Here is a 26,745-nt window from a genome sequence, read left to right as displayed (position 1 = left end):
AACACCGTTCAGAACAGTGTTCAGGAAATGTCTTAGGCTGCTCCCGATGACTCAGCACGCGCCGGGCGACCTGCTCGCCCTCGACCGGGCCCACCTGTGGCACCCGTACTCCTCGATGACCGCACCGACGCCGGTGCGGCTGGTCGAGTCGGCCCAAGGCGTACACCTGCGCCTGCGCCGCTCGGCGACGGCCGAGCCGGCCGACGTCATCGACGCGATGTCGTCGTGGTGGTCGGCCGTGCACGGGTACGGCGTCACCGAGCTCGATCGCGCGGCCACCGACCAGATCGCCCGGATGTCCCACGTCATGTTCGGCGGACTCACCCACGCCCCGGCGATCGGGCTCGCCGAGCGGCTGGTCGACCTCACCCCGGAGCCGCTCCAGCACGTCTTCCTCGCCGACTCCGGGTCGGTGTCGGTCGAGGTCGCGCTCAAGATGGCGTTCCAGGCCACGGGACGACGACGGCTGCTGACGGTGCGCGGCGGCTACCACGGCGACACGTTCGGGGCGATGAGCGTGTGTGACCCGGTCGGCGGGATGCACTCGATGTTCGCCGGAGTGCTCCACGAGCACCTCTTCGCCGCCCAGCCACCCCGCCCCGACGCCGATCCGGTGGTGCTGACCGCCTGGAGCGCCGAGGTCCGTGCCCTGGCCGCGGCGCACGGCGACGAGATCGCGGCGATCGTCGTGGAGCCGATCCTGCAGGGCGCCGGCGGCATGCACATCTACGACCCGGCCTGCCTGGGGGTGTTGCGGGACGTGGCCGACGAGGTCGGCGCGCTGCTGATCTTCGACGAGATCGCCACGGGCTTCGGTCGGACCGGCACCTTCTTCGCCGGCGAGGCGGCCGGCGTCATTCCCGACCTGCTCTGCGTCGGCAAGGCGCTGACCGGCGGCTACCTGACGCTGGCTGCGGTGCTGGCCACCTCCGAGGTCGCTCACCGACTCAGCGCGAGTCCGTCGGGCGTCCTGATGCACGGCCCGACCTTCATGGGCAATCCGCTCGCCTGCGCGGTCGCCTCGGCCAGCCTCGACCTGCTCCAGAGTCGGGGGTGGCGCACCGACGTCGAGCGGCTCGCGACTGGCCTCGAGACCGGGCTCAAGCCGGCCCGTGACCTGCCGGGGGTGCGCGACGTCCGCACCCTCGGCGGGGTCGGGGTGATCCAGCTCGACCACGAGGTCGACGTGACCGCCGCGACCGAGGCCGCGCTGGACGCCGGCGTCTGGATCCGGCCGTTCCGCGACCTGATCTACGCCATGCCGCCGTACATCTCGACCGAGGACGACCTGGCCCAGATCACGGCGGCGATGCAGCTCGCAGCGAGTGCCGGATGAGCGGGGTCTGGTCGGCCTGGTTGACCCAGGAGGCTGAGCAGCGCGCGGCGGCCGGGCTGGTGCGCACCCTCCGCCCCCGCGGGTACGACGACGCCAGCCTCGACCTGGCCGGCAACGACTACCTCGGGCTGACCTCCGATCGGCGGGTCCGGAACGCCGCCGCCGAGGCGGCACTGCGGTGGGGGCCGGGCGCTGGGGCGTCCCGCTTGGTGACCGGCACCCTCGACCTGCACACCGAGCTCGAGCAGGCGTTGGCCGCATTGATGGGCCAACCGGCAGCGCTGGTCTGCTCCACCGGCTACCACGCCAACCTCGCCGTGGTGACCGCGCTGGCCGACCGCGAGGCGCGCATCATCTCCGACGCCCACATCCACGCCTCCTTGATCGATGCGGCGCGGCTCTCGCGCGCCGCGCTGACCGTGGTGCCGCACCACGACCTGGCGGCGGTCGAGGCGGCGCTGGCCGATCCGGCGCACGCCGGACGTCGCACGCTGGTGCTGGCCGAGTCGATCTACTCCGTCCTCGGCGACCGTGCCCCACTGACCGCGTTGGCGACCCTGTGCGAGCGGCACGGTGCGCTCCTGATCGTCGACGAGGCGCACGGCCTCGGCGTCCACGGCGCCGGGGTCGTTGCCGCCGACGGGCTCGCGGGACTCCCCCACGTCGTGGTGACGGCGACGCTGTCGAAGGCGCTGGCCTCCCAGGGCGGAGCGGTGCTCGGCGACCCCGCGCTGATCGACCACCTGGTCAACCGGGCACGACCGTTCATCTTCGACACCGGGCTGGCGCCGGCGGCCGCCGCGGCAGCACTCATGGCGACCCGGATCATCGCCGAGCGTCCCGACCTGCCGGCGCGGATCCGCAGCCGCACCCAGGAGCTGGCCGGCCGGCTCGACGTCGTCCCCCCGGCAGGGGCGGTGCTGTCGGTCCCGATGCCGAGTCCGGCGGCGGCCCTGGCCGCCCAGGCGGACGCCGCAGCCGCGGGCATCCGGGTCGGCTGCTTCCGGCCGCCGTCGGTCCCCGACGGGATCAGCCGGCTCCGGATCACCGCCAACGCCGGGATCCGCGACGCCGCCTGGGACGCCGCCTGCACCGACCTCGAACGCATCGTCAAGGAGCACCGATGACCACACCGAAGGGCAGGATCGTCCTGGTCACCGGCACCACCACCGGCGTCGGGAAGACGGTCGCGACCGCCGCACTGGCGGCCCGGGAGAGCACGCAGGGCCGGAACGTGATCGTGGTGAAGCCGGCCCAGACCGGGATCGTCGACGGCGACTCCGACGCCGCCGAGGTGCACCGGCTCAGCGGCGTGGGCGCCCAGGAGTACACCGGCCTGGACGAGCCGCTCGCACCCGACACCGCCGCCCGACGGGCCGGCGTCGCGATCCCGCCGGTGAGCGAGTACGCCGACCGGATCCGGGTGCTGGCCGAGTTCTACGACACGATCGTCGTCGAGGGCGCCGGCGGCGTCCTGGTCCGGCTCGACACCGACGGCGGCACGATCCGCGACCTGGCCGCCGAGCTCGCCCGGACCCATCGGGTCGAGATCGTGCTGGTCACCTCGCCCGGTCTCGGGACGCTCAACCACACCGAGCTGACGGTGGAGGCGCTGCGTTCGCGCGCGTTGGAGCCGGCCGGACTGGTCCTGGGCAGCTACCCGGCCGAGCCCGGACTGGCCGAGTCGGTCAACCGGGACGAGCTCGTCCGGGTCACCGGGCTGCCGATGCTGGCCGTGCTGCCGGAGGGCGCGGGCCTGCTCCAGCCGAGCGACTTCCAGGCGCAGGCACCCGCCTGGTTCGCCTGAGACTCAGGCCGACTGCGCCGCGTGCACGACCTGGATCCCGGCGATCACGATCGCCAGTCCCGTGCCGAAGTCGTCGTCGACCAGGGTCGCCTCGATCGCCCCGACCTCGGCGGCCTGCATCCGGGTCTGGTCGACCGTCGCGTGGCCGTAGACGAAGTGCAGCAGGGTCCGGGCGGCCGACGGCGCGAGATCACCGAACGCCGCCTTCTCCAACGCCGTCAGCAGGACGTCGTACGGGCGCGAGGCACCGAGGCCGAAGGACCAGACCGTGGCGACCAGCTCGGCGCCGTCGCGCAGGCCGAGCAGGGTGTCGCGCAGCACGGTGCAGGTGCTGGCGACCTGGTCGGCCCACTCCGGCTCCTCGGGCCACACCGCGCGCTCCAGCAGGGCGTCGGCCATCAGGGCGAGGAGGCTCTGCTTGTTCGGCACATGGTGGTAGAGGGCGGAGGCCTGGACCCCCAGCTCGGAGGCCAGCCGGCGCATCGTCAGCTCGGCCAGTCCACCGCGATCGAGCAGGTCCAGAGCACGCGTCACGATGTCGTCGCGCCGGTACCTGACGCGAATTGACGTGCTCATCCACTCACCCTAACCTGAACAGCGTTCACCTACCCGATCGGGGAAGGTGTCGATCGAAGAGAGTAGCGATGACGATGTCTGACGCAGTCACCGAGCAGGGCACCTCGACGAAGGGTGCAGCGTCGCGCCGCTTCCTCACCACGACCGACCTCGCCCTGATCGCCGCGTTCGCGGCGCTGATCGCCGTCGCGTCCTACCTCGCCGCGATCCCCGTCGGCGGCGCCGGCGTCCCGCTGACGCTGCAGAGCTTCGCGATCCTGCTCACCGGCGCCGTCCTCGGCCCGCTGCGCGGCTTCCTCGCGACCTCGCTCTACCTGCTCCTCGGCCTGGTCGGGCTGCCCGTCTTCGCCCAGCACAGCTCGGGTGCGGCCGTCTTCACCGGCTCGACCGCCGGTTACCTGTACGCGTTCCCGATCGCCGCACTCGCGGTCGGCTTCCTGGTCAAGTACGTGCTCGGTGAGCGTCGCACCCAGGCCCTGTGGGTCTTCGTCGCCTGCCTCGTCGGCACGGCGATCATCCACCTCGGTGGCGTCATCGGGCTCAAGATCGTGCTCGACTGGACCTGGTCGCAGGCTTTCAAGATCGACGGCGCCTTCTGGCTCGGCGACATCCTGAAGTCCGCCGTGGCGGCGCTGGTCGCCGCCGAGGTGCACCGCGCCTTCCCCGCGCTGCTGGCTCGCCGCCCGCGCGCCTGACGCCGCCCGATCCACGTCGTCCTGACCGCCCCTGTTTGACTGGTCTCGATGCCCACGATCGACTTCGAGTCCGCCACCGTCACCGTCCCCAGCACCACACCCGGTGCTGGGGATCGCGTGCTGCTGGCGCCGACCACCCTCACCCTGACCGAGCAACGGATCGCGATCATCGGCCCGAACGGTTCGGGCAAGTCGACCCTCGCCCGGCTGATCAACGGCCTGGTCTCCCCCACCTCGGGTGTCGTCCGGGTCGACGGGCTGGACGTGGCGCGCCACGGCGCCGCCGTACGTCGTCTGGTCGGGTTCTGCTTCACCGATCCGTCGGCGCAGATGGTGATGCCCACGTGCGTGGAGGACGTCGAGCTCTCCTTGCGGAGGAAGTTCAAGGACAAGGGCGTACGGCGCGACGCGGCCCTGGCCGTGCTCGGCCGTTTCGGTCTGCGCGAGCGGGCCGACCAGAGCGTGCACACCCTCTCCGGTGGCCAGCGTCAGCTGCTCGCCCTGGCCGGCGTGCTGGCCAGCGACCCGAAGATCATCGTCGCTGACGAGCCGACGACGCTGCTCGACCTGCGCAACAGCCGGACCGTCGGGGAACGTCTGATGGCCTTGGAGCAGCAACTCGTCCTGCTCACCCACGACCTCGACCTCGCCGCCCGGTGCGACCGGGCACTGCTGGTGATGGACGGACGGATCGCCTTCGACGGTGCCGCCTCCGAGGCGGTGGCGACCTACCTCGCCGCGGTCGAGGCCGGCGAGGCGGACGGCGCCGACCGATGAGCACGCCGCTCGGGGTCTACCGCCCCGGCACCACCCTGCTCCACCGGCTCCCGGTCGGGGTCAAGCTCTTCGGACTGATGCTGATCTCGGCGACGGTCGTGTTCACGCACGGCCCTCGCAGCGCCGTCATCGGGGTGCTGGTCGCGCTCGGGCTCGCCGCGATCGGTCGCCTCGGCCTCCGCACCACGTGGCGTTCGCTGCGCGCGGTCCTGATGGTCGCCGCCTTCGCGGCGCTGCTGCAGTGGTGGTGGACCTCCGGCCCTCGTGCACTCGAGACGCTGCTCGACCTGCTCACCCTGGGACTGCTCGGCCTGACGCTGTCGGTCACGACCGCGGCGACGGACATGATCGATGCCATCGTGCGCTGGATCGGGCCGCTGCGGCACGTGGGGATCGACCCCGACCGGGTCGCGTTCACCATCGGCCTGGCGATCCAGTCACTCCCCGCCACCATCCAGCTGGCCACCGAGACCCGTGACGCGGCCCGCGCCCGCGGTCTGCGCACCCCCCGCGCCTGGCTGACCCCGTTCGTGATCCGGGTCGTCGCCCGGGCGCACGAGACCGGCGCGGCCCTGCACGCCCGCGGCATCGGAGACGACTAGCCATTCGCCGACTTGAGGGTTCGGGGCGCCGAGACCGCAACTAACCCTCAACTCGGCTGCAGGAAGCCTCAAGTCGGCGATGGGCTACCAGCCGGGTGGGACCGCGGTGAATCCGCCGGCAGCCTGCTCGATCTGGGCGGCCAGCGCGACCAGCAACGCGTCCTCGCCGGGGCGGGCGGCGAGCATCATCCCGATGGGGAGTCCGGTCCCGGACCAGTGGGTGGGCAGGCTGATCGACGGCATCCCGGTGACGTTCCACGCCGAGGTCCAGGGGGTGAAGGCCTTCTGGTTCTCGAAGTCACGGCTCGGGTCGGAGTCGTCGCGCAGGCCCCCGACCAGCGCAGGCAGCTGCGCGAGCGTCGGGGTCAGCACCGCGTCGAAGGGGGCCAGCGCGGTCAGCGCGCCGGCGGCGTACCGACGCAGGGCACCGATCGCCAGACCGAACTCGGGACCGGTGATCGCGGTGCCGCGCGCGGTCAACCAGCGGGTCAGCGGCCGCACCAGGTGCTCACGCTCGGGCGGGACCACCGAGAGCGCGGTCAGCACCGCCCAACAGGTCTCGAACGTGGAAACCGCCTCGCGCGGCAGCGGCACGGGTACGTCGACCACGTCGTGCCCCAGCGCCACCAGCGTGGCCGAGGCCGACTCGTAGGCGCGCACGATCTCGGGGTCGACCTCGACGTCGACGATCACCGGCTCGATCAACCGGGCGATCCGCAGCCGACCGACCTCACGCTCGGCGGCCGCGAGCAACGACCCGCTCCCGCCGGCGACCGGGCCGTAGGGATCACCCACCCGCCGGCCGGCGAGGACGTCGACGAAGGCCGCGGCATCCCGCACGTCGCGCGCCAGCGAACCGGCCGACGCCAGACCGATCGGGTCGCCGTACATCGGAGCGCCGCTGATCACGCCACGGGAGGGCTTGAGTCCGACCAGGCCGCAGGTCGAGGCCGGGATCCGGATCGATCCGCCGCCGTCACTGCCCTGGGCGACGGGGACCAGGCCGGCGGCCACCGCGGTGGCAGCACCACCGCTCGATCCACCGGAGCTGCGCGAGGTGTCCCACGGCGTCACGGCCGGCAGGGCGACGTCGGGCTCGGTGTAGCAGGGCGAGCCGAACTCGGGAGTGTTGGTCTTGCCCAGGCTGATCAGCCCACCGGCCTCGATGGAGAGCGTGACGTTGTCGGAGATCTCGGGCACGTGGTCGGCGAACGCGGCCGACCCGAACGTCGTCCGGACCCCGGCGGTGGTGTTGAGGTCCTTGATCGCGGTCGGGACTCCCCACAGCGGACCGGCGTCCTCGGGCCTGTCCCCCAGCGCGGCCGCGGCTGCCAGGGCGCGTTCCGGGGTGACGGTGATGAACGCTCCGAGCGCCGCACCACGCGCCTCGATCCGCTCCAGGTAGTGCTCGACCAGGTCGACCGGCGTGGTCTCCCCCCGGCGGATCGCCTCGCCCTGCTGGAGGGCCGTCAGGTCGTGCAGTTCGCTCACTGCTGAGCCCGCCACTCACCCTCGAGCATCGCGAAGTCGATCTCCGTGCACCACCGGCCCTTGAACCACTCGTTGTCCACGAGCACCGCCTCCTGGCGCATCCCGAGACGCCGTGCCACCGCCAGCGAGCCGGGGTTCTCCGCGTCGATCCGGGCGGTGATCCGGTGCAGTCCGAGGCCGTCGAAGCCGAGGGCGAGCATCGCCCGTGCCGCCTCGGTGATGTAGCCCTTGCCCCAGTGGTCGGGGTGGAGCTCGTAGCCGACCTCGCCCGAGCGGTGGAGCTCGCTGTGGAAGAACAGCAGCGCGTCGCCGATCACCTGACCGGTCGAGGCGAGCTCGATCCCCAGGATCAGCACCTGCCCCTCGGCGTCCAGTGCGGTCCGGGTGTAGGTCGGATCGGTGAGCCGCGAGGCCACCTCGTCCCGGCTGCGCGGCTCGTAGGGCACGTACGCGCACACCTCGGGCAGCGACTGGTAGGCGTGCACCGCGTCGACGTCGTCCGGGCCGAGCGGGCGCAGCAGCAGCCGCTCGGTCGTGATCGGGTACGTCGGGGAGAGATTCATCCGGTCCTCCATCAGTCGTCCAGGCAGTCGTCCAGGCGGGCTCAGCGGCCCGCCTCGTCCAGGCCCGAGAACGGTGCCTCGGAGAACGGCGCCCACTCGGCGCCCAGCGCGGCGAACCCGCCGCACACCCCGGCCACGGCGACCAGCACGAGGGTGGCGATCAGCCACGACTTGCCGCGGGAGGCCAGCGGGTTGACCACGCGCGCGATCGGCGAGCGCACCTGACCGCCTCCCGGGCCGAGCAGCAGCGCGAGGACGGCGGCCGCGGCCGCCAGCACCAGCGACAGCGTCACGGGCGCGGCCACGGCGTAGCAGAGCAGCACCGCGACCACGACCATGCCGAGCGCCCACAGCGCCAGCACCAGCGTCGAGGGCAGCGCGCGCAGCAGGTCGATCGGTGCGCCGAGCACCAGCCGAGGTCCGTCGTGCCACTTGGCGCCGCGCTCGGCCCGCCGCAGACCCAACCGGGACGCGGCCAACGAGCTGCTGCGCAGGAACCAGACCAGGCCGAGCAGCACCGTCATGCCGATCCACGGGAAGGCGGCGATCACGGCCGACCAGCTCAGGATGAGCAGGAACCACAGCACCCCTCGACGGGTCCGCTCGGCGGCACCCACGGGCGCCGCGGCGAGACCGGGGGTCGGGTCGATGGTCTGCGGGAGGTCCGGCATCGGCTGCACCGTGGTGGCCATCGGCGCCGGCACCGCTGCGGCAGGCCCTCGGCTCGGCAGGACCTCGGTCCGGCGAGCGTCCTGCGGCAGCACGAGACGGTGGACCGCCGTCGGATCAGTCGACTGGCGACGTACCCAGGCCATCAGCTGGTCCAGGCTCGGTCGCCGTGCCGGCTCCGGGTCGAGGGCCGACTCGAGCACGGCACGGAGCTCCGGGTCGACCCCGGTCAGGTCGTGCTCCCCGCGCCGGGTGCGGTCCATGATCGCCATCGACGGACCGGTCCCGAACGGGGGGCGCCCCATCGCGGCGAAGGCGACGGTGGCCGCCCAGGCGTGCACGTCGACCGCCGGGGTCGGGTCGTCACCGTAGAGCACCTCGGGCGCCAGGTAGCCGGGGGTGCCGAGCAGCCAGCCGGTCTGGGTCAGCCGCGGGTCGTCGGCGACGCGGGCGAGACCGAAGTCGATCAGGACCGGCGTGCGGCCCTCCATCAGCACGTTGGACGGCTTGATGTCGCGGTGCAGCACCCCGGCCCGGTGCACGGCGGCGATCCCTTCGAGCAGGCCTTGGGCCAGCCAGCGCAGGTCCTCCCCGTGCAGCGGTCCGTCGGTGGAGACGACCTCGTGCAGGGAGCGACCGGGGACGTACCGGGTGACGACGTACGGGGTCTCGCCCCACGGGTCGGCGTCGATGATCTCCGCGACCCAGCGCGAGTGGACGAGCTGGAGTGAGGACACCTCACGCGCCAGCCGGTCACGGGCCTCACGGTCACCGATCACCTGAGGGCGCAGCACCTTGATCGCGACACGCTCACCGTCGGGTGCCTCGGCCAGGTGCACGACACCCATCCCGCCCTCGCCGATGACGCGGTTGAGGCGGTAGCGGCCCAACGACGTCACGTTCGAACCTTAGCGACAGCCCGGAAGGATCCGGGCCTCGGCGCTCACACGAACTGGTGGCTCCAGCCGCGCTTGTCCTCGGTGCGACCGAACTGCAGGTCGACCAGGGTCGACCGCAGCTGGGTCGTGACCGGGCCGCCGGGCTGCGGGGTGAGGATCGACCCGCCGTCGTGCACGAGCTCCCCGACGGGGGTGATCACGGCGGCGGTGCCGCAGGCGAAGACCTCGGTGATCTCACCCGAGGCGACACCGTCGGCCCACTCCGCGAGGGCGACAGGGCGCTCCTCCACCGTGAGTCCCTGCTCCGCGGCGAGCTTGAGCAGCGAATCCCGGGTGATCCCCTCGAGGATGGTGCCGCTGGTGGCCGGGGTGACCAGTCGCCCGTCGGCGTACACGAAGAAGATGTTCATCCCTCCGAGCTCCTCGAGGTACTTGCCCTCGGCGGCGTCGAGGAACATCACCTGGTCGCAGCCGCGAGCGTAGGCCTGCTCCTGGGCGGCGAGCGAGGAGGCGTAGTTTCCACCGGTCTTCGCCGCACCCATGCCACCACGACCCGCGCGGGTGAAGTCGGCGGAGAGCCACAGCCGGACCGGCTTGATCCCGCCCTTGAAGTAGGCACCGGCCGGGGACAGGATCACCATGAAGGTGACGTGCTGGGCCGCGCGCACACCGAGGAAGCTCTCGGAGGCGAACATGAACGGCCGGATGTAGAGCGACTTCTCCTCGCCCTCCGCAGCCTCGGGCACCCAGCGGGCGTCGACCTTGACCAGCTCGGCGATCGCCTGGACGAAGTCCTCGGTCTCCAGCACCGGGAACGCCAGCCGCTCCGACGACTTCGCCATCCGCGCCGCGTTGGCGTCGGGGCGGAAGCCCCAGATCGTGCCGTCGGCGTGGCGGTAGGCCTTGAGCCCCTCGAAGGTCTCCTGGGCGTAGTGCAGCACCGAGGTGGCCGGGTCGAGCGAGAGCGGGCCGTACGGCTCGATGCGGGCGTTGTGCCAGCCGTTCTCGGGGGTCCACTCGACCAGCAGCATGTGGTCGGTGAAGTGGTTGCCGAAGCCCGGGTTGGCGAGGATCTCGGCGAGCCGCTCGTCGCTGGTCGGGTTCGGGTTGAGCGTGGTGGTGATCTCGAGCGTCATCGAGATCCTCCTGTCTGTCTGAGTCTGGCGGGCCTGGGTCAGGCCAGGAGTGCGGCGACAGCGTCACCGGTCTCGGAAGTACGGCGGGGGGCAGCGTTGCCGCTGCGTGCGGTGAGGTCGGCCAGCACCGCTGCGTCGATCGCCCGGGCGGCGTCGCTGTGACCGAGGTGGTCGAGCAGCAGCGCGCCGGAGAGGATCGCCGCGGTCGGGTCGGCCTTCTGCTGGCCGGCGATGTCGGGCGCGGACCCGTGTACCGGCTCGAACATCGACGGGTAGGTGCCGGCGGCGTTGATGTTGCCGCTCGCGGCCAGCCCGATGCCACCGGTGATGGCGGCGGCCAGGTCGGTGATGATGTCGCCGAACAGGTTGTCGGTGACGATCACGTCGAAGCGCTGCGGGTCGGTGACCATGAAGATCATCACCGCGTCGATGTGCAGGTAGTCGACCTCGACCTCGGGGAACTCGGCGCCGACCTCCTGGATGAGGCGCCACCACACCGAGCCGGCGTTGACCAGCACGTTGGTCTTGTGGACCAGGGTGAGCTTCTTGCGGCGCTTCATCGCTCGGGCGAACGCGTCGCGGATGACCCGCTCGGCGCCGAAGGCGGTGTTGACGCTGACCTCGGTCGCGATCTCGTGCGGGGTGCCGACCCGGAGCGCTCCACCGTTGCCGGTGTAGGAACCCTCGGTGCCCTCGCGCACGACGACGAAGTCGATCGGACCCTTGCCCAGGACGGCGTCGCTCAGCGGCGACGTCGCGCTCGGGAAGAGCCGGTTCGGGCGCAGGTTGACGAAGTGGTCCAGCTCGAACCGGATCGTCAGCAGCAGGCCGCGCTCCAGGATGCCGGGCGGCAGGTTCGGGTCGTTCGGCTTGCCGCCGACCGCGCCGAGCAGGATCGCGTCGGCGGCCTTGAGCTCGTCGAGCACGGAGGCCGGCAGCACCTCACCGGTGCGCAGGTAGCGCTCGGCGCCGAGGTCGTACGTCGTCTGCTCGAACTTCACCGGCGAGGCGACCTCGAGCACCTTGAGCGCCTCGGCCGTCACCTCCTGCCCGATGCCGTCGCCAGGGATGACGGCGAGCTTCACGGTCCCGGAGGAAGGAGTCGAGGCAGTGGTGTCAGTCACGGACGACAACATTAGTTGTCATCGGGACGGTCGTCGTCAGGGGCCTCGAAGGCGTGAGACAGCGCCGCCGCCGTGGTGTTCTCGACGCTGAACGGGTTCGACGGGTCGTGGCTGTTGGGCCCCCACTCGAGGATGCGGGTCAAGGTCTGCATGGGCATGGGCTTCTCCGGTCTACGGATGTGAGACGAGAAGCCGAGCAGGTGCTCGAAAAGGGTGCGTGGGGAGCACTGAGACCACCGCGACGGAGGTGGCCTCTCTCAGATCAGTTCTGGGCCCCGTCGCGGCGCGTTACTACCTGAATCAGGTGGAGGTGCGCTCGCATAGTGAGCCGAGGCTAACACGTTTCGGGTGCATGGAACACTGACTTCCATGTCCGCCCCTCTCGAGCTGCCCCAGATCGTCACCCGGGCCTTCGACGTGGCTCGCCGAGCGGGTTTCGTCTCGTTCTGCCGCAACGAGACCGGCCGTCTGCTCGCCACCCTGGCCGCCACCCGGAGCGGCACGATGGCCGAGTTCGGCACCGGCACCGGGGTCGGCACGGCCTGGCTGCGTTCAGGGGTGCGCGACACCGAGACCCGGATCCTGACCGCCGAGCTCAACCCGGCGCTGGCCAACGCGGCCGCGACGATGTTCGCCGGCGACGACCAGGTCGAGGTGGTCTCGGCGGACTGGGCGAGCCTCGCCTCGCGCGGGCCGTTCTCGCTGCTCTTCCTCGACTCCGGCATCCCCGACGAGGTCACCCCGGACAAGATCGTCGACCTGGTCGAGCCGGGTGGCGTGGTCGTCCTCGACGACTTCCTGCCCAGCGAGTCGTGGCCGCCCGTGGCCTACGGCCGGGTCGACTGGCTGCGCGAGCTCTGGCTGACCGACGACGCGTTCACGGCCACCGACCTGATGGTGGCCAGCGACGCCGCCGTACTCCTGGCGACGCGGCGTTGAGCCTCGTCATGCGGTGAACTTGAGGAAAGTAACGGCCCTCGCCCCGGATTCCGGGGCGAGGGCCGTTACTTTCCTCAAGTTCACCGTGTTTCAGCTGAACAGCTCTTCGCCGATGTAGTGCCCGGGCTTCGGGGCGGGCGGGATCGCGAACAGGCCCGACCCGATGTGCGCGATGTACTCGTTGAGCAGGTCCGAGCTGCCGAGGCGGCGCTGGAGCCTGACGAACTGCTCGGGGTCCTTCTGGTAGCTGACGAACAGCAGGCCGGCGTCGAGCTGACCGAACTCGTTGATCCCGTCGGTGAAGTTGTAGCCCCGACGCAGGATCTTGGTGCCGTCGTTGTTCTCGTGTGCCGCCAGCGCCACGTGGGAGGTCGGGTCGATCACCGGTGTCCCGCCGGTCGTGGCCTTGAAGTCCGGGGTGTCGAACTCCTTCTTCCCCGTCAGCGGGGCGCCCTCGGTCTTGTCCCGGCCGAAGGTCTGGTGCTGGGTGGTGATGGTGGCCGAGTCCCAGATCTCGATGTCCATCCGGATCTTGCGCACCACCTGGTAGGTGCCGCCGGCCATCCACGGCTGATCGGCGGAGTCGGCCCAGACGAAGTCGCCGAACTCGGCCTCCGTCCGGACGTTGCGGGTGCCGTCCTTGTAGCCCATCAGGTTGCGCGGGGTGGTCTGTCCCCGACCGGCCGAGGCGCGACCGAAGCCGAGCACGGTCCACCGGGTGGTGACGGTGCCCCGCGCCATCCGGGCGAGGTCGCGGATGGCGTGGTAGGCGACCTGCGGGTCGTCGGCGCACGCCTGGAGTGAGAGGTCTCCCCCGGACAGCTCCGGACGCAGCTGGTCGCTCGGCAGCTCCGGCAGGGCCTTCAGCAGGTCCGGCTTCTTGGCGGCCAGGCCGAAGCGTTCGTCGAAGAAGCCCGGCCCCAGACCCACGGTGACGGTCAGCGAGGCCGGCTCGAGGCCGAACGCCTCCCCGGTGTCCTGGGCGACACCGTCGGCACGCACCGGCTCGATCGACCCGACCGGGCGCCCCTTCATCATCTGGGCGATCGCGGCCGACCACCGAGCGAGCAGCACCTGGAGGTCGGAGGTGGTGGCACCGTCGACCAGGTCGAAGGTCATGAAGACCGTGTGCCGCTGCGGCGGGGTCATGATGCCGACCTGGTGCGGCCCGGCGTAGAAGTCGTAGCTCGCCGTCAGGTCGATCTGGTCGGTGCCGCCCGGCGCGTCGGCCTGGGCGGCCGAGGAGTCGGAGGCACGGCCGACGGCGAACCCGGCGGCAGCACCGACCACCACGCCGGCACCGGTGCCGGCGATCAGACCACGTCGTGAGTAGCCCTCCGCCATCAGGCGGTCGCCACCTTCTCCGCCAGGCGTGAGAGCGAGTCCTGCAGCGCCTGCACGGACTGGCTGAGCTTGTTGGCGTCGGTCTTCTGCAGCTCCGGCGTGTAGCGGACGTAGCCACCCAGATCGCTCGGGTCCTTGTACGTCGCCAGCAGCGCGTTGACGTCGTCGAAGCGCTGCGCGATCGCGGTGGTCAGCGACTCGTCGATCTCGGTGAGACCGGGACGGAGCGCCTCGAAAGCCTGCTGGGCGCCCTCGACGTTGCCGGCGAAGTCGACCAGGTCGATGTGGCTGAACGCCTCCTCCTCGCCGGTGATCTTGTTGGCCTGGACCTCTTCGAGCAGGCCGGCGGCGCCGTTGGCCAGGTCCTCGGGCTTGTAGGTCAGCGACGAGGAGAGCTCGGCCAGCTTGGTCACGTCGGTGACCAGGTTCGCGGCGTACTCCTTGGTCTGGGCGGTGATCTTCTCGGCCTTGAACAGGTCCCGCTCGACGGCGTGGAAGCCGCTCCACCCGACCGCGGGGTCGATGTTGGAGGCGCGCATGTCGATCAGGTAGTCGAGGTTGCCGTGGTTGTCGGTCGGGTCGAACCCGTCCAGCACGAAGCCCTCGACGTCGGACTCGATCTTCTCGTAGAACGGGCGCGACTCGGCGTACGCCTTCTGGGCAGCGGCCAGGTCGCCGGAGTCGACGGCGGTCTTGAGCGCGGTCACGCCGGTCACCATCCCGCCGAGCTGGGTGGTGACGTAGTCGGCGTACTCGGTCGCGCCCTGCTGCAGCAGCTCAGCGGCGGTGCCGGTCGGCGAGGCGGAGGCCTGGCCGGTGACCTTGAAGGTGGTCTTCTCGGTGGTCGCGCCGGGGCAGTAGATCGCGTAGTCGCCGCCGCCGAGGGTGAGCGTCAGGGTCGTCGCGGGCAGACCGGGAGCGAGCGACTCCTTCTCGCCGATGATCTTCTCCCCGGAGAGGATCTCGAACTCGGTGATCCCGGTCGCCGACTCGTTCTTCACCTCGAACGTGACCGGGCCCGCGGGGGCGGTGGTCTCGCTGATCGCGCACTCGTCGCCCTCGGCGCCGCTCGTCATCGTCACCGAGACCTGGGAGGCGCCGGAGCTGTCCTTGCCGTTGTCCTTCGAGGCGCTGTCGTCGCTGCCGCAGGCGGCCAGGCCGGCGAGCGCGAGGGCAGCGACGGCGGACAGGCCGAGGCGACGCAGGGGGGCAGGGGACGTCGGGTGCTTGAGCATCATGGAGTCGTTCTTTCTCGGGAGCGGAACATCAGTGATCCGGTCAGGCGACCGGTTGCGTGGACGGTGTGTCGACGCTGGTGGTGGAGTCGGTGGGGGTGCCGGGTCGGCGCCGGGCCGCGGAGATCATCAGGACCAGGCCGGTGATCACCAGGGCGACCGGCACCCAGCGGTTCCAGAGGCCACGGTCGTTGCGGGCGGAGTCGGCGGCGGCGAGGTCGGCACGGACGCCCTCGACGTACGTCGGCGCGAGGGTCCACCCCTCCACCGTCATCGCCCGTGGGGTGGTCAGGCCGCCCCCGGAGTACTGCAGCAGGAGGGTTCCGCCGAGCTCGGCGTTGACCAGTCCACCGTCGCGGCTGAAGACGGACAGCGTGGTCTCGTCGCTCCACCGGGCGTCGAAGGGTCCCTTCGCCGTGGCGACCGAGAGCCCGCTCGGGAGGCGTCCCCCGTTGGCGTCGATCAGGTCCTGCAAGGTCACCGTGGCCGGCAGGTCGCCCATCACGGCGGTCGCGGTCCAGTGCGTGTCGGCGTCGTGCTCGCGGCTGGGCACCTGGTCGGTCAGGACCAGGGTGTGGTTGTCCCGCTCGATGGCGGCGGTCCCGTCGGTCACCGTCAGGGTGACGGTCTCGCCGGTGCTGTCCGGGGCGGCGTTCGGGACGTCGATCTGGGGCATGGGCACCAGGAACACGAGCGCGGCGGCCAGGACCAGCGCGCCGGTCGCCCCGGCCACTCGCAACCGTTGGGCGACCTGCGCCGACGGCAGCTTCGAGGCGGGCCAGAACATCAGGGCCAGCATCGGGACCAGGTAGCAGAACCAGGCGAGCACCTCGATCACGCGCGGGTCGGCGGGGATGCCGAGGACGCCGGTGATCAGGGCGGACCGGACCGAGCCGTTCGGGGCGAGCCACGCCAGGTCGACGGTGGTGCCCTGGCCGACGTTGACCCAGCCGGCCTCGTGCGCGGTGCGGAAGGCGAACATCACCAGCCCTGCGGCGACGAAGACCAGGAAGACCCCGGTGATCTTGAAGAAGCGCTGCAGGTTGATCCGCACTCCCCCGGCGAACATCGCCCAGCCGAGCAGGACCGAGGTCGCGATGCCCAGGACGGCGCCACCGACGGCCGCGGGGGCGCTCGAGGCGTGCTGGAAGGTCGCGAGCAGGAAGACGGAGGTCTCGAAGCCCTCGCGCAGCACGGCGAGGAACGCCATCACCGCGAGGGCGGTCGTGGTGCCGGTCTCCAGCGCCGAGGCCGCGCTCTCCTCGAGCTCGCGCTTCATCGTGCGGGCGTGCGTCCGCATCCACAGGATCATCCCGGTGACGAAGAAGACGGCGATCAGACCGATGACGGTCTCCATCGCCTCCTGCTTGGCCTGCGGCAGGTTTTGCTCGACGAGGTCGAGGACGACACCGACGGCGATCGAGAGCACGACCCCGGCCGCGACGCCGATCCAGAGGCCGCGCAGGGGTGCCCGGTTCTGCCGGAGGAAGGTCGCGACGATCGTGATGATCAGGACCGCTTCAAGACCTTCACGCAGGCCGATCACGAAAGTGGGGAGCACAGCGCCTTCGATTCCATCCGGACGGATGGCGCACCCGCGTCACCCAGCAACATCCATACTTAGGCGATGCTACCTTAGGCAAGGCTTACCGACCACCGGAGCCGGCGGGATGGATCAGATCGAGCAGCCGTCCGGGCCGCACTCCCCCTCGGCGGTGCCGCCGAGGGTGGTGAGCACCGGGTGCGACTCCCGCCAGGCCTGGTCGAGGGCCTGCGCGAAGAGCTCCGTGGGCTGACCGCCGGAGATGCCGTACTTGTTGTCGATCACGAAGAAGGGCACGCCGGTGGCGCCGTACGCCGCCGCCTGGCGCTGGTCGGCCTCGACCGCGTCGGCGAACTCGGTGCTGGCGAGGACCTCGGCGACCCGGTCGGCGGGGAGCCCCTCGGCCAGGGCCAGCTCGGTCAGCACCGCGTGGTCGGCGACGTTGCGAGCCTTGCCGAAGTAGGCGTCGAGCAGGCGCTCCTTGAGCGCCGCAGCCGTCGCGGTGCCGCCGACCTGCTCGGCGAGGTGGACGAGGCGGTGGGCGTCGACGGTGTTCACGTACGGCGAGTTGTGGTGGTCCCAGGTCATCCCCTCGGCGGCGGCGAGGTCGATCACGCGCTGCTGCATCTCGCGGGCCTGGCCCTCGCTCATCCCGTACTTGGAGGCCAGGTGCGCGGCCACGGTCGCGCCGGTCGCCTCCCGCGGGGCGCTCGGGTCGAGCTGGAAGGAGTGCCACACGACCTCGACGTCGTCGCCGTGCTCGAAGTCGGCGATCGCCGCCTCCAGGCGCCGCTTGCCGATGTAGCACCACGGGCAGACAACGTCGGACCACACATCAATACGCATGCCGTGAACAACGCTTCTCTGCGGCTGATCATTCCGGCACGACGTGACGGCACCTAGGCTGGCCGCATGTCGATCGCCGAAGAGAAGTGCGTGTCCCTCGTGACGTTCCGCCGCTCAGGCGAAGGAGTCCCGAGCCCGGTCTGGATCAACCAGGTCAGTGACGGCCGGGTCGGGTTCTGGACGTCCAACGGCTCCGGGAAGACCAAGCGGATCCGGAACAACCCGGAGGTCACGCTGCAGCCGTGCAGCATGAGCGGCAAGGTCACCGCCGGCAGCACGGTGGTGAACGGGACCGCCGAGATCGTCACCAGCGGGCCGCTCTACGAGGAGGTGCTCCGCCTCGGCGAGAAGAAGTACGGCTTCCAGGCCAAGCTGGCCAGGTGGATGGGAGGCATGCGCGCCAAGCGGCACGGCCTCCAGTACGCCGACGCCGTGGTGCTGATCCGGCTCACCTGAGCCGGCCCTCACCCGTCAACTGTTGGCGAAAGGCCCCTCCGAACGAATCGGAGGGGCCTTTCACCAGCAGTTAACTCGGGGTCAGCGCGCGGCGGAGCCGTCCGTGTAGTCAGCGTCCTGCTGCTTCCAGGAGAAGTGGCTGCGCAGGGCCTGGCCGGTCTTCTCGATCGGGTGCTGGGCACCCTTCTCCCGCAGCGCGAGGAACTCCGGCGCGCCGGCGTCCTGGTCGGCGATGAAGCGCTTGGCGAAGTTGCCGTTCTGGATGTCCGCGAGGACCTCCTGCATGTGCACCTTGACCGACGGGTCGATGACGCGGGGACCGGAGACGTAGTCGCCGTACTCAGCGGTGTCGGAGACCGACCAACGCTGCTTGGCGATGCCGCCCTCCCACATCAGGTCCACGATGAGCTTGAGCTCGTGCAGCACCTCGAAGTAGGCGATCTCGCCCTGGTAGCCGGCCTCGGTCAGGGTCTCGAAGCCGTACTGGACGAGCTGGGAGACACCACCGCAGAGGACCGCCTGCTCACCGAACAGGTCGGTCTCGGTCTCCTCGGTGAAGGTGGTCTTGATGACGCCGGCGCGGGTGCCACCGATGCCCTTGGCGTAGGACTTCGCCAGGTCCCAGGCGGTGCCGGAGGCGTCCTGCTCGACCGCGATGATGTCCGGGATGCCGCGGCCGGCGACGTACTCGCGACGGACGGTGTGACCCGGGGCCTTGGGGGCGACCAGGATCACGTCGACGCCCTCGGGGGCGACGATATAGCCGAAGCGGATGTTGAAGCCGTGGCCGAAGACGAGGGTCTTGCCCGGGGTGACGTGCGGCGCCAGCTCGTCGGCGTACAGGCCGCGCTGGTGCTGGTCGGGGGCGAGGATGACGATGACGTCGGCCCAGGCGGCGACCTCGGCCGGCGTGCCGACGGTGAAGCCCGCGTCGGCGGCCTTCTCGATCGACTTCGAGCCGGGCTTGAGGCCGATACGGACGTCGACGCCGGAGTCGCGCAGGTTGAGGGCGTGCGCGTGGCCCTGGCTGCCGTAGCCGACAACAGCGACCTTCTTGCCCTGGATCAGGGTCAGGTCAGCGTCGTCGTCGTAGTAGATCTCAGCCACGAGGGCTCTCCTTCTTGTTGGTACTACCTGGTTGGTGCGGGTGGGGTCGGTAAGAAAAGGGTCTCAGGTCAGCTGGCGGCCGGCGGCGCCGGTACGGCGACGGGGCGCGTGCTGCGCTCGGAGATCGAGCGGGAGCCACGGCCGATGGCGACCATGCCGGACTGCACCAGCTCGCGGATCCCGAACGGCTCGACGACGCGGAGGAAGTCGTTGATCTTCCCCGAGTTGCCGGCGATCTGGATCGTGATCGCGTCGGGCGCGACGTCGATCACCTTGGCCCGGAAGAGCTGGACGGTGTCGAGCACCTGGCCGCGGGTCTCGGCACTGGCGCCGACCTTGACCAGGACCAGCTCGCGGTGGACGGCCTGACCAGGCTCGAGCTCGACGATCTTGAGCACCTCGATCAGCTTGTTGAGCTGCTTGGTGACCTGCTCGAGCGGGGTCTCGTTGACGTTGACCACGATGGTCATCCGCGAGATGCCCTGGTGCTCGGTCGGGCCGACGGCGAGGGACTCGATGTTGAAGCCACGGCGGCTGAAGAGCGCGGCGACCCGGGTCAGGACGCCGGGGCGGTCCTCGACCAGGACGCTGAGCGTGTGCCGGGTGGTGGTGCTGATCTCGCCCATGCTTACAGGTCGTCCTCTTCGAACTTGGGCGCGAGGTCGCGCGCGTACTGGATGGCGTCGTTGCTGGCGCCGCCGGCGATCATCGGCCACACCATGGCGTCCTTGTTGACCCGGAAGTCGACCACGACGGGGACGTCGTTGATCTCCATGGCCTTCTCGATGGTGGCGTCGACGTCGTCGGAGGACTCACAGCTCAGGCCGACACAGCCGTAGGCCTCGGCCAGCTTCGGGAAGTCCGGGATCCGCATGCCGCGGTCGTGCTTCTGCAGGTTCGTGTGGGAGTAGCGCTCGTTGTAGAACAGCGTCTGCCACTGACGGACCATGCCGAGGTTGTCGTTGTTGATCACCGCGACCTTGATCGGGATGCCCTCGATCGCGCAGGTGGCCAGCTCCTGGTTGGTCATCTGGAAGCAGCCGTCGCCGTCGATCGACCACACGGTCGCGTCGGGCCGACCGACCTTGGCGCCCATCGCGGCCGGGACGGAGTACCCCATCGTGCCGGCGCCGCCGGAGTTCAGCCAGGTGCGGGGCTGCTCGTAGGAGATGAACTGGGCGGCCCACATCTGGTGCTGACCGACGCCCGCGACGTAGATCGAGTCCGACCCGGAGATCTCCCCGAGGCGCTGGATCACGTACTGCGGTGCCATCCCCTCGGCGGGCGCGTCGTAGCCGAGCGGGTACTTCGACTTGATCCCGGCCAGGAACGCGACCCAGGACTCGTAGTCACCCTCACGTCCGGCCTCGCGCTCGGCCTGCAGGGTGGCGATCAGGTCGACGACGACCTCGCGGATGTCCCCGACGATCGGGACGTCCGCCGTGCGGTTCTTGCCGATCTCGGCGGGGTCGATGTCGGCGTGCACGATCAGAGCGTGCGGCGCGAACGTGGACAGGTCGCCGGTGACGCGGTCGTCGAAGCGCGCGCCCAGGCTGATGATCAGGTCGGCCTTCTGCAGTGCCGCGACGGCCGCGACGGTGCCGTGCATGCCCGGCATGCCGAGGTGCTGCGGGTGGCTGTCGGGGAACGCACCGCGAGCCATCAGGGTGGTGACGACCGGCATCCCGGTGAGCTCGGCCAGGCGGCGCAGCTCGGCGTGGGCACCGGAGCGGATCGTGCCGCCGCCGACGTACAGGACGGGCTTGCTGGCCCCGAGGATCAGCTTCGCGGCCTCGCGGATCTGCTTGGCGTGCGGCTTGGTCACCGGCCGGTAGCCGGGCAGCTGGAGGTCGGCGGGCCACTGGAAGGAGGTCATCGCCTGCAGCGCCGACTTGGTGACGTCGACCAGGACCGGGCCGGGACGGCCGGTCGAGGCGAGGTGGAACGCCTCGGCGATCCGCTGCGGGATCTCGCCGGGGTCGGTGATCAGGAAGCTGTGCTTGGTGATCGGCATCGTGATGCCGCGGATGTCGGCTTCCTGGAACGCGTCGGTCCCGATCAGCTTCTCCCCGACCTGGCCGGTGATGGCGACCATCGGCACGGAGTCCATGTAGGCGTCGGCGATCGGGGTGACCAGGTTGGTCGCGCCCGGGCCCGAGGTGGCCATGCAGACGCCGACCTTGCCCGTGGCCGCGGCGTAGCCCTCGGCGGCGTGGCCCGCGCCCTGCTCGTGCCGGACCAGGATGTGCCGGATCGAGGAGTCGAAGAGCGGGTCGTAGGCAGGAAGGATCGCGCCGCCAGGGATACCGAAGATGGTGTCGACCCCGGCCGCCTCCAACGAGGTGACCAGGCTCTGGGCTCCGGTGATCGCCGCGCTGTTCTCGCTCATGTGTCCGTCGTTCCTCACGTGTCGGGCTGGTTCTGCTGACTGGGTGTCTCGTCGCTGCAACAAAAAACCCCCCGGCCTGAGTCAGGCAACGGAGGGAGACGCACTCACCGGTGATCGGTGGGGATCAGTGGGCGCGTCGCGTGCGTACGAGAATGTCCAGGCGCATGGCGTCAGGCTACTCCCCGAGCAACAGATCCGTCACCCCAGTGTGACACGGCGTCCACATTGTGAGCCGACGGGTCCCACTATTCGAGCGTTCGGAGAGGGGTCAACTGGCGCCCGTCGGCGTCGAAGTTCGCCGGGTCCAGCCACCGTTCGTGCTCGGCCCGGACGGCCGGCCACTCGTGGTCCAGCAGCGAGAACCAGTCGGTGTCCCGGTTGCGACCCTGGACGATCCGGTGCGCCCGGAACCGGCCCTCATAAGTGAAGCCGAACCGGGCGGCGGCCCGCCGTGAGGCCTCGTTGAGGCTGTTGCACTTCCACTCGAAGCGGCGATATCCCAGCGTGCCCAGCACGTAGTCCTGGAGCAGGTGGATCGCCTCGGTCGCCGCGCGGGTGCGCTGCAGCACCCGACCGAACAGGATCCAGCCGACCTCGGCCGAACCGTGGGCGGGCTCGACGGCCAGCAGCGAGGCGACGCCGGCGGGCTTGCCGGCACCCGGACCCTCGGTCGGGACGATGGTGAAGGTGAACGGGTCGGCCTCGACCCGTTCGGCCAGATGCATCCAGAGCGCCTGCCGGCTCGCCGGCCGCCCCGTCGGCAGGTAGGACCACAGCTCGGTGTCGTCGGGACCGCAGGTGGCGTCGTACAGCTCGGCGAAGTGCGCCGAGGTCAGCGGCTTGAGCGTGACGTAGCGGCCCTCGAGCGTGATCCGCTCGGGGGTGGGACGCGGCGACCAGTCGGGCAGCAGGTCGCCGATCGTCTGGCCGAACTCGTTGATCTCAGGCACGAGCGGGACTTTAGTGGCCGGTATGGATCGCACGATCACCACCTCAGGGTCCGCCTCCGTCTCCGCGGCGCCCGACTCCCTCCGACTGCGCGTCTCGGTCTCGGCGAGCAGGACGTCCGTCTCCGACGCCTTGGACGCGGTCGCCAGTGGCGTCGCCGCCCTCGGAGAGGTGGCGCAGGAGTACGTCGACAGGAGCGACCTGGCCAGCACCGGGCTGTCGGTCTATCCGACCTACGACCAGGGCGGGGTGCAGGGCGGTTACCAGGCCAGCCACTCCCTGAGCGTCCGCTGCCGGGACCTGACGAAGGCCGGCGAGCTGATCCCGGCCGTCGGAGCACTGATGGACCGGGCGACGATCGACGGGATGGACCTCGAGATCGATGATCCGGCACCCCTCCAGGTGCAGGCCCGTGCCGCGGCGTACGCCGACGCCCGGGCCAAGGCCGACGAGCTGGCGGCGCTCGCGGGCGTGGCGGTGGTCAGCGCGCTCCAGATCGTCGAGGGCGGCAGCGGAGCGGCGGCGCCGATCGGCGGCGGGCGGATGGCGATGAAGGCCGACGCGATGCCGATCGAGGCGGGCACCCAGTCGGTCTCGGCCGCCGTCACCGTGGTGTGGTCGGTGCGCGACCTGGGCTGATGCCCTCGCGGACGCCCTACTGGAAGCTGACGAAGCTGACCCGTGGGCGGATCCGGCCGACGTCGCGCGGCCCCATCCGTCGGACGTCCTCGTCGTAGAAGAGCTTGAAGCCCATCGCGAACTGCCGAGGGCGCGCGACGTGGTGGTACGTCGCGAGCTTCTGCTGGCGGGTGCCGTAGCCGTCGACGTGCTGGATCATCGCCAGCCCGGGACGGGAGCGGATCAGGTGCGGACGGTGGATCATCGAGCGCCGGAACTGGTGCAGCATGAAGATCTTCTCGGGCAGCCGGCGCTGGGCGGTGAACGCGGCGAGCCACGCCGAGGTCCGGTTGACCTCGGCCGCGTCGACGTGACCGATCACCCGCCCCGGCACCCCGTGCCCGGCCGGCATCCGCCACTCCGGGTCCAGGGCCAACCCGACCCAGGGGTCGGCCAGCGCCCAAGCCCACCGCTTCGCCAACGTGAGGAAGTCGCGCCGTCCGGTCTGGAGGTCGAGCACCACCAGCGCCCCGTGCCGGTGCGCGGCGTCGATCCAGCGCTTGACCGCTGCCCGGGACAGGTCGTGGTTGTAGTCGCCGTCCTTGCCCGGGTGGGCGTCGGCGATGGTGACGATCAGCTCGTAGACCGGCTGGATCGGGCGCTTCAGCACTCGGAAGTTCGCCGCCTGCCGGCGCAACCGCTGGTCGCTGACGTCCGGCGACCGCTCCCCCAGCACGCCGAGCGCACCGGTCCCGGCGGTGCCGTAGTAGGCCACCAGGATCGGGTCACCCTCGAAGATCCGGCGGTGCCCCGAGGGCAGCACCGCGGGCGCCTCGACCACGGCGGGCGCGGCCGGAGCGACCGGTGCCGGAGTGGGCGTCGCCGACGGCGAGGTCGCCGAGCTGGCCGCGGCGGCCGGTTCGGTGGCCGATTCGTCGGTTCCGGAGCGGACACCGAACCAGCCGGTCACTCCGACGAGAGCGATCCCGGCCCACGCCACCCAGACCCGACGGTCCGTCGAGCTCACTCAGGCAGGCGGCGGTAGGCGCCGTCGGAGGCCGCCGTCGCCATCGAGGCGTAGGCGCGCAGCGCGGTCGAGACGTACCGCTCCCGGTCGACCGGGGTGTACGGCTTGTCCCGCTTCTCCTGCGCGGCGCGACGCTGGTCGAGGACCAGCGGGTCGACGTCGAGCGTGATCGACCGGTTCGGGATGTCGATCGTGATCGTGTCGCCGTCCTCGATCAGCGCGATCGTGCCGCCACCGGCCGCCTCGGGCGAGACGTGGCCGATCGACAGACCCGACGTACCGCCGGAGAACCGGCCGTCGGTGAGGAGCGCGCACTTCTGGCCGAGGCCGAGCCCCTTGAGGTACGACGTCGGGTAGAGCATCTCCTGCATGCCGGGGCCGCCCTTGGGGCCCTCGTAGCGGATCACGACGACGTGACCGGCCTGGACCTGCTTGGACAGGATCCCCGCGACGGCGTCGTCCTGGGACTCGAAGACGATGGCGGTGCCGGTGAAGTTCCAGATCTCCTCGGGCACGCCGGCGGTCTTCACCACGCAACCGTCCTCGGCGATGTTGCCCTTGAGGATCGCCAGGCCACCGTCCTTGGTGTAGGCGTGCTCGACGCTGCGGATGCAACCGTCGGCCTGGTCCACGTCGAGGCTGGCCCACTCGTTCTCGGTGGAGAACGCCTGCGTGGTGCGGACCCCGCCGGGGGCTGCCTTGAACAGGTCGAGGGCGGTCTCGGTGGCCTTGCCGCCGCGGATGTCCCAGTCGTCGAGCCAGCTCTGCAGGCTCGGCGAGTGCACCGAGTGCACCCCGGTGTTGAGCATCCCACCGCGGTTGAGCTCACCCAGCAGGGCGGGGATGCCACCGGCGCGGTGGACGTCCTCCATGTGGTACTTCGGCGTGTTGGGCGCGACCTTGCTCAGGCACGGCACGCGACGGCTGACCGCGTCGACGTCGTCGACGGAGAAGGTCATCCCGGCCTCGCGCGCCGAGGCGAGCAGGTGCAGCACCGTGTTGGTCGAGCCACCCATGGCGACGTCGAGCGCGAACGCGTTCTCGAAGGCCTCGTGGGTGGCGATGTTGCGCGGCAGCACGGACTCGTCGTCCTCGCCGTAGTACCGGTTGCACAGCTCGACGATGAGGCGGCCGGCCTCCTCGAAGAGCGCACGCCGCTTGGCGTGCGTGGCCAGCGTGGAGCCGTTGCCCGGCAGGGAGAGGCCGATCGCCTCGGTGAGGCAGTTCATCGAGTTGGCGGTGAACATGCCCGAGCACGACCCGCAGGTCGGGCAGGCCGAGCGCTCGATCACACCGAGCTGCTCGTCGGAGACGTCATCGTTGACGGCCAGCACCATCGCGTCGACCAGGTCGAGCTTGGAGTGCACGATGCCCTCGATCGCGGTGGTCTTGCCGGCCTCCATCGGGCCACCGGAGACGAACACGACGGGGATGTTGAGCCGCAACGCGGCCATCAGCATGCCGGGGGTGATCTTGTCGCAGTTGGAGATGCAGACCAGGGCGTCGGCCATGTGCGCCTCGACCATGTACTCCACGGAGTCGGCGATCAGCTCGCGGCTGGGCAGCGAGTAGAGCATGCCGGCGTGACCCATCGCGATGCCGTCGTCGACCGCGATGGTGTTGAACTCCTTGGCCACTCCCCCGGCCGCGACGATCTGCTCGGCGACGATCATGCCCATGTTGCGCAGGTGCACGTGACCGGGCACGAACTCGGTGAACGAGTTGGCGATCGCGATGATCGGCTTGCCGAAGTCGTCGTCGGTCATGCCGGTCGCGCGCCACAGCGCGCGGGCACCGGCCATGTTGCGGCCCGAGGTCGAGGTTGCGGAGCGAAGGATGGGCATGACTCCAGGGTAATCCTGTCGTGACAAACCGCCTTCCTCCGGTTCTCATTCGGCACCTAGGCTGACGTCATGGCAACCGTCGACTGGACCGAGTGCCGGGCTGTCCTCTTCGATCTGGACGGCGTCGTCACGCCGACCGCGCTGGTGCACATGCGTGCCTGGTCGGAGATGTTCAACGCCTATCTGGAGCCGCTCGGGCAAGCACCTTTCACTGACGCCGACTACCACGCGTACGTCGACGGGAAACCGCGCTACGACGGGGTCCGCGACTTCCTGGCCTCACGGGCGCTGAACCCGGGTGAGGACGAGGTCGTCCGGCTGGGCGACGAGAAGAACGACATCGTCAACGTCGTCCTGGAGCGCGACGGCGTCGAGGCCTATCCCGGTTCGGTGGCCCTGCTGGACCACCTCCGCGACCTCGGCCTGCCGCTGGCGATCGTGAGCTCCTCGGCCAACGCGACCGCGGTGCTGACCGCCGCCGGACTGCTGGACCGCTTCGCCACCATCGTCGACGGCAACGTCGCCCGGGACCTCGGGCTGCCGGGCAAGCCGAACCCGGACACCTTCCTGCACGCGGCGGAGATCCTTGGGGCGAGCGCTGCCGAGGCCGTCGTGCTCGAGGATGCGGTCAGCGGGGTGGCGGCCGGGAAGGCGGGTCACTTCCAGCTCACCGTCGGGGTCGACCGGGGTGCCGGCGACGCGTTGCGTCAGGCTGGTGCCGACCTCGTCGTCGACGACCTGGCCGACCTGATCCCCACCAGCGAAGGGAACTGA

The 26,745-nt window shown here is 70.6% G+C and carries 27 protein-coding genes; 10 read left to right on the top strand and 17 right to left on the bottom strand.

All coding sequences use genetic code 11. The annotated features are described in order from the left end of the window. Positions 1-46 precede the first annotated feature (46 nt). From ACZ5J1_RS03440 to bioD, 3 genes are read left to right on the top strand one after another with little or no spacing between them, the layout of a single operon-like run. Complete coding sequence (locus tag ACZ5J1_RS03440; protein WP_464562531.1) at positions 47-1,336, top strand: adenosylmethionine--8-amino-7-oxononanoate transaminase; 1,290 nt, start codon at positions 47-49, stop codon at positions 1,334-1,336. Further along, on the top strand, positions 1,333-2,463 hold the full coding sequence (locus ACZ5J1_RS03435; RefSeq protein WP_464562529.1) for an 8-amino-7-oxononanoate synthase: 1,131 nt from the start codon (positions 1,333-1,335) through the stop codon (positions 2,461-2,463). Before ACZ5J1_RS03440 ends, ACZ5J1_RS03435 begins: the two co-directional genes overlap by 4 nt. Next, the gene (bioD, locus tag ACZ5J1_RS03430; protein ID WP_464562528.1) at positions 2,460-3,143 is read left to right on the top strand and encodes a dethiobiotin synthase; all 684 of its coding nucleotides are present in this window, start codon (positions 2,460-2,462) and stop codon (positions 3,141-3,143) included. The genes ACZ5J1_RS03435 and bioD overlap by 4 nt, the downstream gene beginning before the upstream one ends. Before the next feature lie 3 nt (positions 3,144-3,146). Here the strand turns inward: bioD and ACZ5J1_RS03425 are convergent, their stop codons facing one another. Then, entirely contained in the window at positions 3,147-3,719 is a 573-nt protein-coding gene (locus ACZ5J1_RS03425) for a TetR family transcriptional regulator (protein WP_464562526.1), read from the bottom strand. A gap of 74 nt (positions 3,720-3,793) precedes the next feature. Between ACZ5J1_RS03425 and ACZ5J1_RS03420 the strand changes: the two genes are divergently transcribed. From ACZ5J1_RS03420 to ACZ5J1_RS03410, 3 genes are read left to right on the top strand one after another with little or no spacing between them, the layout of a single operon-like run. Beyond that, entirely contained in the window at positions 3,794-4,414 is a 621-nt protein-coding gene (locus ACZ5J1_RS03420; protein WP_464562524.1) for a biotin transporter BioY, read from the top strand. Between the two features lie 48 nt (positions 4,415-4,462). Further along, complete coding sequence (locus ACZ5J1_RS03415; protein ID WP_464562522.1) at positions 4,463-5,191, top strand: energy-coupling factor ABC transporter ATP-binding protein; 729 nt, start codon at positions 4,463-4,465, stop codon at positions 5,189-5,191. Further along, on the top strand, positions 5,188-5,793 hold the full coding sequence (locus ACZ5J1_RS03410) for an energy-coupling factor transporter transmembrane component T family protein (protein ID WP_464562520.1): 606 nt from the start codon (positions 5,188-5,190) through the stop codon (positions 5,791-5,793). The genes ACZ5J1_RS03415 and ACZ5J1_RS03410 overlap by 4 nt, the downstream gene beginning before the upstream one ends. Before the next feature lie 84 nt (positions 5,794-5,877). Here the strand turns inward: ACZ5J1_RS03410 and ACZ5J1_RS03405 are convergent, their stop codons facing one another. The 6 genes from ACZ5J1_RS03405 to ACZ5J1_RS03380 are packed head-to-tail and all read right to left on the bottom strand — an operon-like array spanning position 5,878 to position 11,833. Further along, positions 5,878-7,284, bottom strand: coding sequence for an amidase (locus tag ACZ5J1_RS03405; protein ID WP_464562518.1), 1,407 nt, complete (start codon positions 7,282-7,284; stop codon positions 5,878-5,880). Then, positions 7,281-7,847, bottom strand: a complete 567-nt coding sequence (locus tag ACZ5J1_RS03400) for a GNAT family N-acetyltransferase (protein WP_464562516.1) — start codon at positions 7,845-7,847, stop codon at positions 7,281-7,283. The genes ACZ5J1_RS03405 and ACZ5J1_RS03400 overlap by 4 nt, the downstream gene beginning before the upstream one ends. A 41-nt stretch (positions 7,848-7,888) precedes the next feature. Next, entirely contained in the window at positions 7,889-9,415 is a 1,527-nt protein-coding gene (locus ACZ5J1_RS03395) for a serine/threonine-protein kinase (protein WP_464562514.1), read from the bottom strand. A 44-nt stretch (positions 9,416-9,459) separates the two neighbouring features. Further along, complete coding sequence (locus ACZ5J1_RS03390) at positions 9,460-10,551, bottom strand: branched-chain amino acid aminotransferase (protein ID WP_464562512.1); 1,092 nt, start codon at positions 10,549-10,551, stop codon at positions 9,460-9,462. A 38-nt stretch (positions 10,552-10,589) separates the two neighbouring features. Then, positions 10,590-11,675, bottom strand: a complete 1,086-nt coding sequence (locus ACZ5J1_RS03385; RefSeq protein WP_464562510.1) for a 3-isopropylmalate dehydrogenase — start codon at positions 11,673-11,675, stop codon at positions 10,590-10,592. Between the two features lie 11 nt (positions 11,676-11,686). Then, positions 11,687-11,833 carry a hypothetical protein gene (locus tag ACZ5J1_RS03380; RefSeq protein ID WP_464562508.1) on the bottom strand — a complete coding sequence of 49 codons (147 nt, stop codon included), beginning with the start codon at positions 11,831-11,833 and terminating at the stop codon, positions 11,687-11,689. Positions 11,834-12,044: 211 nt separating this feature from the next. Here ACZ5J1_RS03380 and ACZ5J1_RS03375 point away from each other — a divergent pair, with 211 nt between their 5' ends. After that, a complete protein-coding gene (locus ACZ5J1_RS03375) occupies positions 12,045-12,614 on the top strand; it encodes an O-methyltransferase (protein ID WP_464562507.1) in 570 nt (189 codons plus the stop codon). A gap of 90 nt (positions 12,615-12,704) precedes the next feature. Here the strand turns inward: ACZ5J1_RS03375 and efeB are convergent, their stop codons facing one another. From efeB to ACZ5J1_RS03355, 4 genes are all read right to left on the bottom strand, one after another. Beyond that, positions 12,705-13,958, bottom strand: a complete 1,254-nt coding sequence (gene efeB / locus ACZ5J1_RS03370; protein ID WP_464562505.1) for an iron uptake transporter deferrochelatase/peroxidase subunit — start codon at positions 13,956-13,958, stop codon at positions 12,705-12,707. After that, positions 13,958-15,196 (bottom strand): iron uptake system protein EfeO, encoded by a 1,239-nt coding sequence (gene efeO, locus ACZ5J1_RS03365; RefSeq protein WP_464562503.1) that lies wholly within the window; start codon positions 15,194-15,196, stop codon positions 13,958-13,960. The genes efeB and efeO overlap by 1 nt, the downstream gene beginning before the upstream one ends. Positions 15,197-15,236: 40 nt before the next feature. Further along, positions 15,237-16,754, bottom strand: a complete 1,518-nt coding sequence (gene efeU / locus ACZ5J1_RS03360) for an iron uptake transporter permease EfeU (protein ID WP_464562501.1) — start codon at positions 16,752-16,754, stop codon at positions 15,237-15,239. Between the two features lie 114 nt (positions 16,755-16,868). Next, positions 16,869-17,582 (bottom strand): DsbA family oxidoreductase, encoded by a 714-nt coding sequence (locus tag ACZ5J1_RS03355; RefSeq protein WP_464562499.1) that lies wholly within the window; start codon positions 17,580-17,582, stop codon positions 16,869-16,871. A gap of 66 nt (positions 17,583-17,648) precedes the next feature. Between ACZ5J1_RS03355 and ACZ5J1_RS03350 the strand changes: the two genes are divergently transcribed. Then, positions 17,649-18,038, top strand: a complete 390-nt coding sequence (locus tag ACZ5J1_RS03350; RefSeq protein WP_464562497.1) for a PPOX class F420-dependent oxidoreductase — start codon at positions 17,649-17,651, stop codon at positions 18,036-18,038. An 81-nt stretch (positions 18,039-18,119) separates the two neighbouring features. On the opposite strand, the gene ilvC is transcribed toward ACZ5J1_RS03350, so the two are convergent. The 4 genes from ilvC to ACZ5J1_RS03330 form a co-directional block, all read right to left on the bottom strand. Next, complete coding sequence (gene ilvC / locus ACZ5J1_RS03345; RefSeq protein WP_464562495.1) at positions 18,120-19,145, bottom strand: ketol-acid reductoisomerase; 1,026 nt, start codon at positions 19,143-19,145, stop codon at positions 18,120-18,122. 68 nt (positions 19,146-19,213) lie between these two features. After that, positions 19,214-19,771, bottom strand: a complete 558-nt coding sequence (gene ilvN / locus ACZ5J1_RS03340; protein WP_464562493.1) for an acetolactate synthase small subunit — start codon at positions 19,769-19,771, stop codon at positions 19,214-19,216. Positions 19,772-19,773: 2 nt separating this feature from the next. Beyond that, positions 19,774-21,534: an acetolactate synthase large subunit gene (locus ACZ5J1_RS03335; protein ID WP_464562491.1), complete on the bottom strand. Its 1,761-nt coding sequence runs from the start codon at positions 21,532-21,534 to the stop codon at positions 19,774-19,776. Positions 21,535-21,779: 245 nt separating this feature from the next. Beyond that, a complete protein-coding gene (locus ACZ5J1_RS03330; RefSeq protein ID WP_464562489.1) occupies positions 21,780-22,484 on the bottom strand; it encodes a GNAT family N-acetyltransferase in 705 nt (234 codons plus the stop codon). A 22-nt stretch (positions 22,485-22,506) separates the two neighbouring features. On the opposite strand from ACZ5J1_RS03330, the gene ACZ5J1_RS03325 reads away from it, so the two are divergent. After that, positions 22,507-23,121, top strand: a complete 615-nt coding sequence (locus tag ACZ5J1_RS03325; RefSeq protein ID WP_464562487.1) for an SIMPL domain-containing protein — start codon at positions 22,507-22,509, stop codon at positions 23,119-23,121. A gap of 16 nt (positions 23,122-23,137) precedes the next feature. Here ACZ5J1_RS03325 and ACZ5J1_RS03320 read toward each other — a convergent pair whose 3' ends face one another. Together ACZ5J1_RS03320 and ilvD are read right to left on the bottom strand one after the other, a co-directional pair. Continuing rightward, entirely contained in the window at positions 23,138-24,127 is a 990-nt protein-coding gene (locus tag ACZ5J1_RS03320; protein ID WP_464562485.1) for a hypothetical protein, read from the bottom strand. Then, positions 24,124-25,971, bottom strand: a complete 1,848-nt coding sequence (gene ilvD / locus ACZ5J1_RS03315) for a dihydroxy-acid dehydratase (protein ID WP_464562483.1) — start codon at positions 25,969-25,971, stop codon at positions 24,124-24,126. The genes ACZ5J1_RS03320 and ilvD overlap by 4 nt, the downstream gene beginning before the upstream one ends. 69 nt (positions 25,972-26,040) lie before the next feature. Between ilvD and ACZ5J1_RS03310 the strand changes: the two genes are divergently transcribed. Further along, positions 26,041-26,745, top strand: a complete 705-nt coding sequence (locus ACZ5J1_RS03310; RefSeq protein ID WP_464562481.1) for an HAD family hydrolase — start codon at positions 26,041-26,043, stop codon at positions 26,743-26,745.

The sequence above is a fragment of the Nocardioides sp. JCM 18999 genome (assembly GCF_055391175.1).
This window is presented reverse-complemented; position numbering and strand designations above follow the sequence as displayed.

Coding starts and splice junctions, on each gene's coding strand:
- ACZ5J1_RS03440 (WP_464562531.1), top strand. CDS start 47: ATGACTCAGCACGCGCCGGGCGACCTGCTCGCCCTCGACCGGGCCCAC.
- ACZ5J1_RS03435 (WP_464562529.1), top strand. CDS start 1,333: ATGAGCGGGGTCTGGTCGGCCTGGTTGACCCAGGAGGCTGAGCAGCGC.
- bioD (WP_464562528.1), top strand. CDS start 2,460: ATGACCACACCGAAGGGCAGGATCGTCCTGGTCACCGGCACCACCACC.
- ACZ5J1_RS03425 (WP_464562526.1), bottom strand. CDS start 3,719: ATGAGCACGTCAATTCGCGTCAGGTACCGGCGCGACGACATCGTGACG.
- ACZ5J1_RS03420 (WP_464562524.1), top strand. CDS start 3,794: ATGTCTGACGCAGTCACCGAGCAGGGCACCTCGACGAAGGGTGCAGCG.
- ACZ5J1_RS03415 (WP_464562522.1), top strand. CDS start 4,463: ATGCCCACGATCGACTTCGAGTCCGCCACCGTCACCGTCCCCAGCACC.
- ACZ5J1_RS03410 (WP_464562520.1), top strand. CDS start 5,188: ATGAGCACGCCGCTCGGGGTCTACCGCCCCGGCACCACCCTGCTCCAC.
- ACZ5J1_RS03400 (WP_464562516.1), bottom strand. CDS start 7,847: ATGAATCTCTCCCCGACGTACCCGATCACGACCGAGCGGCTGCTGCTG.
- ACZ5J1_RS03390 (WP_464562512.1), bottom strand. CDS start 10,551: ATGACGCTCGAGATCACCACCACGCTCAACCCGAACCCGACCAGCGAC.
- ACZ5J1_RS03380 (WP_464562508.1), bottom strand. CDS start 11,833: ATGCCCATGCAGACCTTGACCCGCATCCTCGAGTGGGGGCCCAACAGC.
- ACZ5J1_RS03375 (WP_464562507.1), top strand. CDS start 12,045: ATGTCCGCCCCTCTCGAGCTGCCCCAGATCGTCACCCGGGCCTTCGAC.
- efeB (WP_464562505.1), bottom strand. CDS start 13,958: ATGGCGGAGGGCTACTCACGACGTGGTCTGATCGCCGGCACCGGTGCC.
- efeO (WP_464562503.1), bottom strand. CDS start 15,196: ATGATGCTCAAGCACCCGACGTCCCCTGCCCCCCTGCGTCGCCTCGGC.
- ACZ5J1_RS03355 (WP_464562499.1), bottom strand. CDS start 17,582: ATGCGTATTGATGTGTGGTCCGACGTTGTCTGCCCGTGGTGCTACATC.
- ACZ5J1_RS03350 (WP_464562497.1), top strand. CDS start 17,649: ATGTCGATCGCCGAAGAGAAGTGCGTGTCCCTCGTGACGTTCCGCCGC.
- ilvN (WP_464562493.1), bottom strand. CDS start 19,771: ATGGGCGAGATCAGCACCACCACCCGGCACACGCTCAGCGTCCTGGTC.
- ACZ5J1_RS03335 (WP_464562491.1), bottom strand. CDS start 21,534: ATGAGCGAGAACAGCGCGGCGATCACCGGAGCCCAGAGCCTGGTCACC.
- ACZ5J1_RS03325 (WP_464562487.1), top strand. CDS start 22,507: ATGGATCGCACGATCACCACCTCAGGGTCCGCCTCCGTCTCCGCGGCG.
- ilvD (WP_464562483.1), bottom strand. CDS start 25,971: ATGCCCATCCTTCGCTCCGCAACCTCGACCTCGGGCCGCAACATGGCC.
- ACZ5J1_RS03310 (WP_464562481.1), top strand. CDS start 26,041: ATGGCAACCGTCGACTGGACCGAGTGCCGGGCTGTCCTCTTCGATCTG.